Source organism: Kribbella sp. NPDC050281 (genome assembly GCF_040655855.1).
GTDB lineage: Bacteria > Actinomycetota > Actinomycetes > Propionibacteriales > Kribbellaceae > Kribbella.
Map to the genome: position 1 here is coordinate 59,965 of NZ_JBFAKS010000049.1, position 12,496 is coordinate 72,460.

Here is a 12,496-nt window from a genome sequence, read left to right on the forward strand (position 1 = left end):
CCGGCCCACCCTTCCTTTTCTCAGCTCTCCACGACGACCGGGATGATCATCGGGCGGCGACGGTGGGTGTCACTGACCCACTTGCCCACCACCCGCCGGATCACCTGCTGCAGCTGGTACATGTCGTCCACACCGCCGCCGATCGCCTTCTCGATCTCCGCCTCGATCCGCGGCTTCAGGTCGTCGAAGACACTGTCGTCCTCGACGAACCCGCGCGCCTGGATCTCCGGCCCGGCAGTCAGTTTGCCGGTGACCGAGTCCATCACGGCGATGACCGAGATGAAACCCTCGTCGCCGAGGATCCGGCGGTCCTTCAGCGAGGTCTCGGTGACGTCGCCGACGGTCGAGCCGTCGACGAAGACGTACCCGCAGTCGACCTTGCCGGCCACGACGGCCTTACGGTCGATCAGGTCGACCACGACGCCGTCCTCGACGACGACCACGTTCTCCCGCGGTACGCCGGTCTGGATCGCGAGGTCGGCGTTCGCGTGCAGGTGCCGGATCTCGCCGTGCACAGGCATCACGTTGCGCGGCTTGACGATGTTGTAGCAGTAGAGCAGCTCGCCGGCGCTGGCGTGACCGGACACGTGCACCAGCGCGTTGCCCTTGTGGATCACGTTCGCCCCGTGCCGGGTCAGGCCGTTGATCACCCGGTAGACCGAGTTCTCGTTGCCCGGGATCAGGGACGACGCCAGTACGACGGTGTCCCCCGGCTGGATCTGGACCACGTGGTGGTCGTTGGCCGCGATCCGGGACAGCGCCGACATCGGCTCACCCTGCGAACCGGTCGAGACCAGCACGACCTGTTCCGGCGGGTAGTTGTCCAGCTCGCGCATGTCGATGAGCGTGTCACCGGGCACGTTCAGGAAGCCGAGGTCACGGGCCACACCCATGTTGCGCACCATCGAGCGGCCGACGTACGCGACCTTGCGGCGGTGCTTCACCGCAGCGTCCATCACCTGCTGGACGCGGTGCACGTGCGAGGCGAAACAGGCGACGATGATGCGCTGGTTCTTCGCGTTGGTGAAGACCCGGTCCAGCACCGGCGCGATGTCGCGCTCGTGGGTGGTGAAGCCTGGCACCTCGGAGTTCGTCGAGTCGACGCAGAACAGATCCACGCCCTCCTCGCCGAGCCGCGCGAACGCACGCAGATCGGTGATCCGGTTGTCCAGCGGCAGCTGGTCCATCTTGAAGTCGCCGGTGTGCAGGACCATGCCGGCCGGCGTCCGGATCGCCACCGCGAGCGCGTCCGGGATCGAGTGGTTGACCGCGATGAACTCGCAGACGAACGGGCCGATCTGGAGCTTCTCACCTTCGACCACGGTCTGCTGCGGCACGTTGCGGTGCCGGTGCTCCTTGAGCTTGCCCTCCAGCAACGCGAGCGTGAGCTGCGAACCGATGACCGGGATGTCACCCCGCTCACGCAGCAGGTAGGGCAAGCCACCGATGTGGTCCTCGTGGCCGTGGGTCAGAACCACCGCGACGATGTCGTCGAGGCGGTCCCGGATCGGCTGGAAGTCCGGCAGGATCAGGTCCACGCCGGGCTGGTTCTCGTCCGGGAACAGTACGCCGCAGTCGACGACCAGCAGCTTCCCGTCGTACTCGAAGACCGTCATGTTCCGGCCGACCTCGCCGAGGCCGCCGAGCGGGATGACCCGCAAAGCGCCCGGCGTCAGAGGTCCGGGCGCGTCGAGATCTGGGTGGGGATGGCTCATGCAATCAGTCCTGCCGTTTTGAGGTCGGTGGTGAGCCAGTCCACTTGCTCCGCGGTCGCCTCAATCAACGGCGACCGGAGTGTCGCGTGCTCGATGACGCCGGCCAGCTTGAGCGCGGCCTTCACCATGATGGCGCCCTGGGTCCTGGTCATGATCGCCTCGACGGCGGGCACCACCCGTCGGTCGATCTCTCGTGCGGTGGCGAGGTCGCCGGCCACCACGGCGTCGATCAGTTGCCGGTACGGCTCACTCGCGACATGCGCGACGACGCTGGCGATACCCACCGCGCCGATCGCGAGCCAGGCGAGATTCAGCTCGTCCGCACCGCAGTAGTAGAACAGATCGGTGTTCGCCAGCACCTTGGTGGCCCCGGCCACGTCGCCCTTGGCGTCCTTCACCGCAACGATCCGCGGGTGCTCGGCGAGCGCGATCAGCGTCTCGGTCTTCACCTCCACGCCGGCCCGGCCGGGGATGTCGTAGACCATGTTCGGCAGGCCGGTGGCGTCGGCGACCGCGGTGAAGTGCGCGCGCAGCCCGTCCTGCGGAGGCTTGTTGTAGTACGGCGTGACGACCAGGAGCCCGTCGGCGCCCGCGGCCTCGGCCTGCTTCGCGCACTCGATCGTGTGCGCGGTGTCGTTGGTGCCGACCCCGGCGACCACCTTGGCCCGGTCACCGACCGCGTCGAGCACCGCCTTGACGAGCTGGACCTTCTCCGCGTCGGAGGTGGTCGGCGCCTCGCCGGTGGTCCCGTTGATCACCAGCGCGTCGTTGCCGCGGTCGACCAGATAGGTGGCCACCTTCTGCGCGGCCTCGAGATCGAGCGCCCCATCGGGCCGGAACGGGGTGACCATGGCCGTCGTCAGGCGGCCGAAGGGCAGCGCCGACGAGGCAGAAGAATCTGGCGAGGACATGGGGCTCAGATTACCGCTCCGAAGCCTCGGGGAAATGAGTAGGCCTGATAGCTGTCCGCTCGGGGGTCCGGGCAGCTACCAGGCTCACTCGTCCTATCGGGCCGGGCCCAGCAGTCGTTACAGCTTCGACCAAAAAAGTCCGGAAAAAATTCTGCGAATACTCTCGGTAGTTGCAGGCTTGCGGATCGTCGAGGATTCATCATCGACCGGCCAGCCAGATCGAGGTGGCGTCGAAGAGTCGCTCCACTGCTTGGACCGCGCCAGGGAGCAGCAGTACGCCGCCGGCCAGGAGCAACGGCGCAATGAGCATGCGCTCGACCCAGCCGCCGGTGCGGAAGCGCAGTGGACGCGGGAGCCGGATCTCGTACCAGGTCTCGCCGCGGATCGGCAGCGGCCACAACCACGGGCAGCCGGAGCGGGTCAGGCTGTCACCAAGGCAATGCGTGAACATGCCGAGCGCCACCGCGACACCGATCCACCCGCCGATCCCGGTCAGACCCGCTTGTACGGCGTCCGCGGTCGACGTACCGGGGACCGTCGTACCCAGGACTGACCAGCCGACGGCTGCTAGGACCGCGATGATGAGCCAGTCGCCCAGCACGTGCGCAGCCAGGAGGAGTCCGGTCGCGCCGATGGCGAGCACAGCCCACTTCCCTCGGTCGCCGAGGCTTGCCGCGAGTACGCCGAGCAGGATCGCGGCAGCCAGGGTGTGCGTGGCGTGGCGGTGCTTCCCGGTGCTGTCCTCATCCCGTGGTCCCTTGGTGAGGTCGTAGAGCAGGCCCGAGAACGTGCGGATCATCGCGGACGCCAGTCTGGTCACCGGACCGAGCAGCCGGGACGCACTCGCACCTGGGTGATCGAGGTCGGGGACGAGCGCGTAGCCGGCCGTGGCCGCCGCGAACGGCACCACTTCCGCCACCGACGTCAGACCCACCAGCGGTGCGACCGCCAGTCCCAGGCACCACCCCGACAGGGCATGCGACCGACCCATCACGCGCGCCTCACCACTCCCTCACGACGGCAACGACCCATCCTTTCAATGCGGATCCCGCCCGCCCGGGAGGCTCGCCCACGACACCGTTTTGCATAATCATGCAGAGGGGTGCATACTTTTCCTGTGTCCAAGGTGCTTACGTCATTGCCGGTTGGTGAGCGGGTCGGGATCGCGTTCTCGGGAGGTCTCGACACGTCCGTCGCGGTCGCGTGGATGCGCGACAAGGGAGCGGTGCCCTGCACATACACCGCCGACCTCGGTCAGTACGACGAGCCCGACATCGCCTCGGTCCCCGGCCGGGCCACGGCGTACGGCGCGGAGATCACCCGCCTGGTCGACTGCCGGGCGGCGCTGGTCGAGGAAGGTTTGGCCGCCCTGGCCTGCGGTGCGTTCCACATCCGGTCGGCCGGGCGGACGTACTTCAACACCACCCCGATCGGGCGGGCCGTCACCGGCACGCTGCTGGTCCGGGCGATGCTTGACGACGACGTCCAGATCTGGGGCGACGGATCGACGTTCAAGGGCAACGACATCGAGCGGTTCTACCGCTACGGCCTGCTGGCCAACCCCCAGCTGCGGATCTACAAGCCGTGGCTGGACGCGCAGTTCGTGCATGAGCTGGGCGGGCGCAAGGAGATGTCGGAGTGGCTGGTCACGCACCAGCTGCCGTACCGGGACAGCACCGACAAGGCCTACTCCACCGACGCCAACATCTGGGGCGCCACCCACGAGGCCAAGACGCTGGAGCACCTCGACACCGGGCTTGAGAACGTCGACCCGATCATGGGTGTGAAGCACTGGGATCCGGAGGTGGAGATCCTGCCTGAGGAGGTCTCGATCGGCTTCGAGCAGGGCCGGCCGGTGACCATCAACGGCAAGGAGTTCGGCTCTGCGGTCGACCTGGTGCTGGAGGCGAACGCGATCGGCGGCCGGCACGGCCTGGGAATGTCGGACCAGATCGAGAACCGGGTGATCGAGGCGAAGAGCCGGGGCATCTACGAGGCTCCCGGGATGGCGCTGCTGCACTCGGCGTACGAGCGGCTCGTGAGCGCGATCCACAACGAGGACACGCTGGCGAACTACCACAACGAAGGCCGGCGGCTCGGCCGGCTGATGTACGAAGGCCGCTGGCTGGACCCGCAGTCGCTGATGCTGCGGGAGTCGCTGCAGCGGTGGGTCGGTACGGCGGTGACCGGTGAGGTCACGCTGCGGCTGCGGCGGGGCGAGGACTACTCGATCCTCGACACCACCGGCCCGGCGCTCAGCTACCACCCGGACAAGCTGTCGATGGAGCGGATCGAGGACTCGGCCTTCGGCCCGGTCGACCGGATCGGTCAGCTGACGATGCGGAACCTGGACATCGCCGACTCCCGCTCCAAGCTCGAGCAGTACGCCGGCCTCGGCATGTTCGGCAGCTCGAACCCGGCGCTCGCCTCCTCCACCGACCTCATCGGCGCCATGCCCACCGGCGGAGCCGAAGCCATCGCCTCCCGAGGCGAAGCCACCGAAGAAGACGAGCTCCTCGACCGCGCCGCCATGGAATCCGGCACCGACTGACCGCAGCACCCCCGTCTGGTGGGCTGACCCACCAGACCGCCTGACCGCTGTACCGCGGTCTGATGGGCCGACCCACCAGACCATGGGTTGACCCACCGCACGCGGCTGGCCAACCCACCAGCGCATGGGCTGACCCACCACACCGCCGGTTCACCCACCGCACGCGGCTGGCCAACCCACCGCCGCATGGGCCGACCCACCACACCGCCGGTGAATCGCCCCGGGTCTGATGGAGGCTCTCAATCCATGGAGGATGAGAGTTATGGCAGCACCGAGGAAGTATGGCGACGAGCTGCGTGAGCGGGCCACGCGGATGGCGGTGGACGCGCGCAAGGACCCGGCGACGAGGTCGGGGGCGATTCCGCGGATCGCGGAGCAGCTCGGCGTGCACCGCGAGACGTTGCGGGGTTGGGTCCGGCAGGCTGAGATCGACGCGGGGACAGTTCCGGGCACTGCCACCAGCGATGCCGAGCGGGTCGCGCAGCTGGAGCGGGAGAATCGCGAGCTTCGGCGGGCCAACGAGATCCTCAAGACAGCGTCGGCTTTTTTCGCGGCGGCGGAGCTCGACCGCAAGGTGAAGTAACCGAGGTGCCGACGGCGGCGCTGGTCGAGTTCATTGACCAGCACCGCGACCGGTTCGGGGTCGAGCCGATCTGTAAGGTTCTGGCCGCTGCCGGGATCAAGATTGCCCCGAGCACCTACTACGCCGCCAAGAGCAGGCCGCCATCGGCCCGGGCGGTCAGAGACGCCGAACTGGTCCCGGCGATCCGCCAGCTGCACAAGGACAACCTCGAGGTCTACGGCGTGCGCAAGATCCATGCCGAGCTGAATCGAGGCGGCATCAACGTTGCCCGGTGCACCGTGGAACGGCTGATGCGCGCCCAGAGCCTGCGAGGCATCAGGCGGGACAAGACCCGCAAGACCACCCAGACCCTGGGCGCTCAGACACCGCGTCCGGCCGACCTGGTGCAGCGGCAGTTCGTCGCCGACGCACCCAACCAGCTGTGGGTGGCGGACCTGACCTATATCCGCACCCACTCCGGCTGGGTCTACGCCGCGTTCGTCCTCGACGTGTTCTCCCGCCTGGTCGTGGGCTGGCAGGTCTCGACCAGCCTGCGCACCGACCTGGCCCTGGACGCCCTCGACATGGGGCTGTGGGCACGGCAGCGGGCCGGCCACGACCTCACCGGGCTGATTCATCACAGCGACCGCGGGGTCCAATACCGAGCTGTCCGCTACACCGAGCGGCTCGCCGAGGCCGATGCCGTCGCGTCCGTCGGCAGCCGCGGCGATTCCTACGACAACGCGATGGCCGAGGCCTTCAACTCGCTGTTCAAAGCAGAGCTGATCCGCAACCCCGCCACCCGGCCCAACACGGGCTGGAAGTCCATCAACGACGTCGAGATCGCCGTCGCCGAATACGTCGACTGGTTCAACCACCGACGCCTACACGGCGAGATCGGGCACGTCCCACCCGCCGAGTTCGAAGCCAACCACTACAGTGAAATCCCCGTCCTCACCGAGGCCGGAACCAAGTAACCGGGTCTCCACGAAACCCGGGGCGATTCACCGCGGGTTCACCCACCACACGCCGCTGGCCAACCCACCGGCGCATGGGCCGACCCACCACACCGCCGGTTCACCCACCACACGCCGCTGGCCAACCCACCGGCGCATGGGCTGACCCACCAGACGGCGCCCTCGCAGCGTTTGGGTGGTCAGGTGGGGAAGCGGGTGGTGACGGCGTCCAGGAACTCGGTGGGGCGGGTTTGGTGGACCACGTGGCCGGCGCCTTCGATGGTGGTGAGGGTGGCGTCGGGGATGCGGCGCGCGACTTCGGGGAGCACGTGTGGCGGGACGGGGCTGGTCGAGCCGCCGCTGATGACCAGGGTCGGGGCGGAGATCCTCGGCAGGTCTGCCCACCAGGCGGGATCGGGGTCGGCGAGCTGACGGAAGATCGCCACGAAGCAGTCCCAGTCGTAGTCGAGCTCGCCGTCGGGTCGCGGAGGCACGGTCCAGTCGCCCTCGCCGTCCGGCGGCGGGCTGTCGACCAGGACGAGCCCAGTGAGTCGTCCGGAGTGCTGCTCGGCGAAGATCGCCGCGACGCTGCCACCCATCGAATGACCGACCAGCAGGAACTTGTCCAGCCCGAGCCGGTCCACGAACTCGAGCACGTCGTCACGCATCGCCTCGAACGAGTACTCCGTTGTTCGCGCACTCGCTCCGTGCCCGCGCTGATCCAGCGCGAAAACCCGCCACCGCTCGGCCAACGCTGGCGTCACCGGCTCCCAGGTCGCCGCACTGGATCGCAGGCCATGCAGCAGCACCATCGGTGGTGCCGACGGATCGCCGGTCTCGACGTACTCGAATTCGCCTGCGGACAGAGGGACTCGCATGCCGTCATCCAAACCCGGCGGAGGGTCAGGCGTCGTAGTCGAGGGTGACGGTGGGGGTGGTGGGATGGGACTGGCAGGTCAGGACGTAGCCGGCTCGGATCTCGTCGGGTTCCAAGGCCCAGTTGGTGTCCATGCGGACGGAGCCCTCGAGGACCTTGGCGCGGCAGGTGCCGCAGACGCCGCCCTTGCAGGCGAAGGGGGCGTCGGAACGGACGGCGAGGGTTGCGTCGAGGACTACCTTCGAGTGCTCGGCCAGCGAGAACGTCGAGCGACGGCCGTCGAGGATGACCGTTACCTGAGCCGCGTTCTCATCGGTGGGAGCCTCCTCGACCGGAGCCGCCGGAGCCTCGTCGCCGACGTGGAAGAGCTCGGCATGGACGTGCTCGCGCGCCACGCCCTCCCCCAGCAACAACTCCTGCGCGCCGACGACCATCGCGTACGGACCGCAGAGGAACCACTCGTCCACGGACTCCAGCGGCAGGATCGTCGCGAACATCCGTCCCAGCCGGTCCGCGTCGATCCGCCCGCTGAACAGTTCCACCTCGGTCGACTCGCGCGACAACACGTGCACCAGGTGGAACCGCTCGGCGTACCGATCCTTGAGGTCGGCGAGCTCGTCCGCGAACATCACCGATCCTGCGGTCCGGTTGCCGTAGAGCAGAGTCACGCGCGACGACGATTCGACCGACAAGATCGTCGCGACCAGCGAGAGCACCGGCGTGATTCCACTGCCCGCGGCCACGAAGGCATAGTGCTTCGCGTTCGCCGGGTCGAGCGTCGTACCGAAGCGGCCGAGCGGCGTCATCACCTCGAGCTCGTCGCCGACCTTCAGCCCGTTCGCCGCGTACGCCGAGAACTCGCCCCCGGGGATCCGCTTCACGCCGATCCGCAACACGCCCGAACCGGCCGGCGAGCAGATCGAGTAGCTGCGGCGTACCTCCTCACCAGCACGGCGGATGGTGAGATGCTGCCCGGCACTGAACTCGTACTCCTGCGCCAACTCAGGCGGCACCTCGAACGTGATCGCCACCGAGTCGTCGGTGATCGCCTCGATCGCCGCCACCTTCAACGGGTGGAAGACGGCCCGTCGGCGCGGCGCCACAGTCGTCGTCATCACAACGCCTTGAAGTGATCGAAGGGTTCGCGGCAGGAGTTGCACCGCCACAGCGACTTGCACGAGGTCGACCCGAAGTGGCTCAACTCGGTGGTGTCCGGCGACCCGCACAACGGGCACCGCACAGTCAGACTCAGCATCACCGGGCCACCGACAGCGCGGCGGCCGGTCGGTGGGGCGATGCCGTACTCGGTCAGCTTCGCCTTGCCCGACTCACTCATCCAGTCCGTAGTCCAGGCCGGCGACAACACAGTCTCGACCCGGCCGTCCACCTGCAGCGCCTGAAGCGTGAGCTCTACCTCATGCCGGATCAGATCCATCGCCGGACAGCCGGAGTACGTCGGTGTGATCGTGACGACGACACCATCGCCCTCGTGACGCACACCCCGCAGCACACCGAGGTCGGCGATCGTCAGCACCGGTACCTCAGGATCAGCGACCTCGCCCACTGCTTCGAGGATCGCGGTGTCGGTCACCATGTCGCCCCCGGATGCGAGCGAGCCACATGCTGCAGTTCCGCGAGCAGATACCCCAGATGCTCGGTGTGCCGACCCTGACGGCCACCACTGTGCTGGTAGGACGCGTCCGGCCGGCTGCACGTCGATTCGTCGATGACAGCCATCACCCGGCGCGTCCACTCGTCCTGCAGCGTCGCCGGATCCACTGCGACCGCGAGACGACGGACGAGGTCGTCGGACTCGAACATCTCGGCGGTGTAAGGCCAGAGTGCGTCCAGCGCCTGTTCCATCCGGCGGTGGCTCTCCTCGGTGCCGTCGCCGAGGCGCAGCACCCACTGGGTCGCGTGGTCGACGTGGTACGCGACCTCCTTGACCGCCTTACCGGCCACACCGGCCAACTGCTCGTCGTCACAGCTCCGAAGCTCGTCGTACAGGAGGTGCTGGTACGTCGCGAAGTACAGCAACCGCGCCATCGCGTAGGCGAAGTCGCCGTTCGGCAGCTCGCACAACTGCAGGTTGAGGAAGTCGCGCTCGTCCCGGAGGTAGGCGAGATCGTCCTCCGAGCGACCGGCCCCCTCGACCGCACCGGCGTACTGCAGCAGCGACCGGGCCTGGCCGAGCTGGTCCAGTCCGATGTTGCCGAGGGCAACGTCCTCCTCGAGCTGCGGCGCGGCCGCGATCCACTCGGCAGTCCGCTGCGCGGAGATCAGCGCGTCGTCGCCGAGGCGGAGCGTGTAGACGAAGAGGTCGTTCACAGATGCTCGACGCCTTCCGGGACCTGGTAGAAGGTCGGGTGCCGGTAGACCTTGTCGCCGGCCGGGTCGAAGAACTCGTCCTTCTCGTCCGGGCTGGACGCGGTGATGTCGGCGGCGCGCACCACCCAGATCGACACGCCTTCCTGGCGGCGGGTGTAGACGTCGCGCGCGTTCCGCAGCGCCATCGTCGCGTCAGGAGCGTGCAGACTGCCGACGTGTGTGTGCGACAGCCCACGACGAGACCTGACGAACACCTCCCACAGTGGCTCGATCATGCCGCCCGCACCGCCTTCTTGGCCGTGTACGCCGCAGCCGCCTCACGGACCCAGGCACCGTCCTCGTGCGCCCTGACCCGGTGCGCGAGCCGCTGCTCGTTGCACGGACCGTTGCCCTTCACCACGTCGTACAACTCGGTGTAGTCCGGCTCGCTGAAGCGGTAGTGCCCGGACTCCTCGTCGTACGACAGTCCGTCGTCAGGCACGCGAATCCCCAGTACGTCGGCCTGCGGGACGGTCATGTCGACGAAGCGCTGGCGCAGTTCGTCGTTGCTGTGCCGCTTGATCCCCCACGCCATCGACTGCTCCGAGTGCGTCGACGCGGAGTCCGGCGGCCCGAACATCATCAGCGACGGCCACCACCAGCGGTCCAACGCGTCCTGGGCCATCGCCTTCTGCCCATCGGTGCCGTTGCACAGCGTGTGCAGGATCTCGAACCCCTGCCGCTGGTGGAACGACTCCTCCTTGCAGACCCGCACCATGGCCCGCGCGTAGGGCCCGTACGAGCAGCGGCACAGCGGCACCTGGTTGACGATCGCGGCACCGTCGACGAGCCAGCCGATCGCGCCGATGTCGGCCCAGGTGAGCGTCGGGTAGTTGAAGATGCTGGAGTACTTCTGCTTCCCGCTGTGCAGCAGGTCGAGCAGGTCGGCCCGGTCCACACCGAGGGTCTCGGCGGCGGCGTACAGGTAGAGACCGTGGCCGGCCTCGTCCTGCACCTTGGCCATCAGGATCGCCTTGCGGCGCAGCGACGGCGCGCGACTGATCCAGTTGCCCTCCGGCTGCATACCGATGATCTCGGAGTGCGCGTGCTGCGCGATCTGCCGGATCAGGGTCTTGCGGTACCCCTCCGGCATCGCGTCCCGCGGCTCGATCCGGCCGTCGGCGTCGATGGTCGCCTGGAAGCTGTCCATGCCGGTCAGCATAGCCGAGATGTGACACTTTCTCGCCAGATCAACGGTAAGTGTCACAAAGTCGGACGCGGTGGTGCTAGGTCCACCCCGGGAAGTGGTGACAACGCGCTGGGTGCGGCCGTCGCGGCAGGCGAGGATTTCGAGTAACAGCTCAAGGACTACACAGTTTCTCGAAAGGGTGTCCCCGTGACTACGCAGACTCTCCCGGCCGTCGATCACCGCGGACCGGTCTCCGGCAAGGAGCGCGCCCTCGCGCCCGACCTGATCCGCGGCGCGATGCTGCTGCTGATCGGGCTCGCCAACGCCGCCAACTTCGCCTTCGCCGGCCAGCCCGGTGTGGAAAGCGCGCCGCACGGCCTCGAGCGGCTGCTGAACTTCGTCAAGCTCACCTTCGTGGACGCCCGGGCCTACCCGGTGTTCGCGGTGATGTTCGGCTACGGCCTTGTCCAACTCGCCCGGCGCCAGCGCTCGTCCGGCGCGACCACCGGCGCCGTCCGACGGATCCTGCTGAAGCGGAACACGTGGCTGGTCGTCTTCGGACTGATGCACGCGACGCTGTTGTACTTCGGCGACTTCCTCGGCGCGTACGGCATCGTCGGGATCATCTGCACGCTGTTCCTGCTCAACCGCGGCGACAAGTTCCACCGGATCGTTCTCGGCATCTGGGTCTTCGAGGCCCTCTATGTGTTGACCACCGCGGTTCAGGCCGTCATCGCCGGACTGAGCAGCTCTGGCCCGGCGCACGCGCTGACCAACGAGCCGAACCCGTCGCTGGCCGCGGCGTCGTACGGCGCCGGCCTGGTCGACCGGCTGCACGAGTACCCGCTGCACACCGCCAGCGTGGTCGGATTCATCATCGTCGTCTGGCTGGGCATCTGGGCCGCCCGTCAGCAGATCCTGGAGAACCCGGCCGCGCACCGCACCCTGCTGACCCGTGTCGCCGCCGTCTGCATGGGCTTCACGATCCTCGGCGGCCTGCCGCTCGCTCTGGTCGGCGCCGGCTGGCTGCACGTCGACAAGGCCGCGGTCGACGCCATGAGCAACCTCTCCCACGTCAGCGGCATGTTCGGCGGTCCCGGGTACGTCTCTCTGTTCGGTCTGCTCGTCTCGCGCATCACCACGCTGTCGCTGCCGGTCCGGGCGATCTCCTCCCTGGGTCAGCGGTCGCTGTCTGGCTACCTGTTCCAGTCGGTCTCGTGGATGGTGCTGCTGGCGCCCTTCACCCTGGACCTCGGTCACCGCTTCGGCAGCACGGCGTACACCGCCTTCGGATGCGCGGTCGCGGTGTGGATCGTGTCGGTGCTCGGCGCCTACGCGATGACGAAGCGGTCCTACCGTGGGCCGGCGGAGACCTTGCTGCGGCGGCTCGTGTACTGACCCCTCACCTGTTGCCGGCCGGACCTGGTG

The 12,496-nt window shown here is 68.0% G+C and carries 12 protein-coding genes and 1 other annotated feature; of the genes, 3 read left to right on the plus strand and 9 right to left on the minus strand.

The annotated features are described in order from the left end of the window. Nucleotides 1-20: 20 nt before the first annotated feature. The 3 genes from AB0I34_RS37920 to AB0I34_RS37930 form a co-directional block, all read right to left on the minus strand. Entirely contained in the window at nucleotides 21-1,715 is a 1,695-nt protein-coding gene (locus tag AB0I34_RS37920; RefSeq protein WP_360455259.1) for a ribonuclease J, read from the minus strand. Then, entirely contained in the window at nucleotides 1,712-2,626 is a 915-nt protein-coding gene (dapA, locus tag AB0I34_RS37925) for a 4-hydroxy-tetrahydrodipicolinate synthase (protein ID WP_360455262.1), read from the minus strand. Before dapA ends, AB0I34_RS37920 begins: the two co-directional genes overlap by 4 nt. A 199-nt stretch (nucleotides 2,627-2,825) precedes the next feature. Next, a complete protein-coding gene (locus tag AB0I34_RS37930; protein WP_360455265.1) occupies nucleotides 2,826-3,617 on the minus strand; it encodes a metal-dependent hydrolase in 792 nt (263 codons plus the stop codon). Nucleotides 3,618-3,743: 126 nt separating this feature from the next. On the opposite strand from AB0I34_RS37930, the gene argG reads away from it, so the two are divergent. Next, nucleotides 3,744-5,177, plus strand: coding sequence for an argininosuccinate synthase (gene argG, locus AB0I34_RS37935; protein WP_360455268.1), 1,434 nt, complete (start codon nucleotides 3,744-3,746; stop codon nucleotides 5,175-5,177). A gap of 262 nt (nucleotides 5,178-5,439) precedes the next feature. Beyond that, nucleotides 5,440-6,716 (plus strand): IS3 family transposase gene (locus AB0I34_RS37940; protein WP_360455270.1). Its coding sequence is split into 2 segments (ribosomal slippage): nucleotides 5,440-5,731 and nucleotides 5,731-6,716, totalling 1,278 coding nucleotides; the frame shifts between segments, so codons are not numbered across the junction. Continuing rightward, nucleotides 5,718-5,870, plus strand: a sequence feature (AL1L pseudoknot). Its footprint overlaps the gene before it by 153 nt. 179 nt (nucleotides 6,717-6,895) lie before the next feature. Here the strand turns inward: AB0I34_RS37940 and AB0I34_RS37945 are convergent. Genes AB0I34_RS37945 through paaA form a run of 6 tightly spaced genes read right to left on the minus strand, consistent with a single transcriptional unit; the run spans nucleotide 6,896 to nucleotide 11,089 of the window. After that, a complete protein-coding gene (locus tag AB0I34_RS37945) occupies nucleotides 6,896-7,573 on the minus strand; it encodes an alpha/beta hydrolase (protein ID WP_360455273.1) in 678 nt (225 codons plus the stop codon). A 25-nt stretch (nucleotides 7,574-7,598) separates the two neighbouring features. After that, nucleotides 7,599-8,687 carry a 1,2-phenylacetyl-CoA epoxidase subunit PaaE gene (gene paaE / locus AB0I34_RS37950; protein ID WP_360455276.1) on the minus strand — a complete coding sequence of 363 codons (1,089 nt, stop codon included), beginning with the start codon at nucleotides 8,685-8,687 and terminating at the stop codon, nucleotides 7,599-7,601. Beyond that, the gene (gene paaD, locus AB0I34_RS37955; protein ID WP_360455279.1) at nucleotides 8,687-9,166 is read right to left on the minus strand and encodes a 1,2-phenylacetyl-CoA epoxidase subunit PaaD; all 480 of its coding nucleotides are present in this window, start codon (nucleotides 9,164-9,166) and stop codon (nucleotides 8,687-8,689) included. Before paaD ends, paaE begins: the two co-directional genes overlap by 1 nt. After that, on the minus strand, nucleotides 9,160-9,900 hold the full coding sequence (paaC, locus tag AB0I34_RS37960) for a 1,2-phenylacetyl-CoA epoxidase subunit PaaC (protein ID WP_360455282.1): 741 nt from the start codon (nucleotides 9,898-9,900) through the stop codon (nucleotides 9,160-9,162). Before paaC ends, paaD begins: the two co-directional genes overlap by 7 nt. Beyond that, nucleotides 9,897-10,175 carry a 1,2-phenylacetyl-CoA epoxidase subunit PaaB gene (gene paaB, locus AB0I34_RS37965; protein ID WP_131351625.1) on the minus strand — a complete coding sequence of 93 codons (279 nt, stop codon included), beginning with the start codon at nucleotides 10,173-10,175 and terminating at the stop codon, nucleotides 9,897-9,899. Before paaB ends, paaC begins: the two co-directional genes overlap by 4 nt. Continuing rightward, a complete protein-coding gene (gene paaA, locus AB0I34_RS37970) occupies nucleotides 10,172-11,089 on the minus strand; it encodes a 1,2-phenylacetyl-CoA epoxidase subunit PaaA (RefSeq protein ID WP_360455286.1) in 918 nt (305 codons plus the stop codon). The genes paaB and paaA overlap by 4 nt, the downstream gene beginning before the upstream one ends. A gap of 186 nt (nucleotides 11,090-11,275) precedes the next feature. Between paaA and AB0I34_RS37975 the strand changes: the two genes are divergently transcribed. Next, nucleotides 11,276-12,466 (plus strand): DUF418 domain-containing protein, encoded by a 1,191-nt coding sequence (locus tag AB0I34_RS37975; RefSeq protein ID WP_360455289.1) that lies wholly within the window; start codon nucleotides 11,276-11,278, stop codon nucleotides 12,464-12,466. The last annotated feature ends 30 nt before the right edge of the window (nucleotides 12,467-12,496 follow it).

Excerpts from the sequence above, each read along its gene's own strand:
- AB0I34_RS37920 (WP_360455259.1), bottom strand. The coding sequence starts at position 1,715 with ATGAGCCATCCCCACCCAGATCTCGACGCGCCCGGACCTCTGACGCCG.
- dapA (WP_360455262.1), bottom strand. The coding sequence starts at position 2,626 with ATGTCCTCGCCAGATTCTTCTGCCTCGTCGGCGCTGCCCTTCGGCCGC.
- AB0I34_RS37930 (WP_360455265.1), bottom strand. The coding sequence starts at position 3,617 with ATGGGTCGGTCGCATGCCCTGTCGGGGTGGTGCCTGGGACTGGCGGTC.
- AB0I34_RS37945 (WP_360455273.1), bottom strand. The coding sequence starts at position 7,573 with ATGCGAGTCCCTCTGTCCGCAGGCGAATTCGAGTACGTCGAGACCGGC.
- paaE (WP_360455276.1), bottom strand. The coding sequence starts at position 8,687 with ATGACGACGACTGTGGCGCCGCGCCGACGGGCCGTCTTCCACCCGTTG.
- paaD (WP_360455279.1), bottom strand. The coding sequence starts at position 9,166 with ATGGTGACCGACACCGCGATCCTCGAAGCAGTGGGCGAGGTCGCTGAT.
- paaB (WP_131351625.1), bottom strand. The coding sequence starts at position 10,175 with ATGATCGAGCCACTGTGGGAGGTGTTCGTCAGGTCTCGTCGTGGGCTG.
- paaA (WP_360455286.1), bottom strand. The coding sequence starts at position 11,089 with ATGGACAGCTTCCAGGCGACCATCGACGCCGACGGCCGGATCGAGCCG.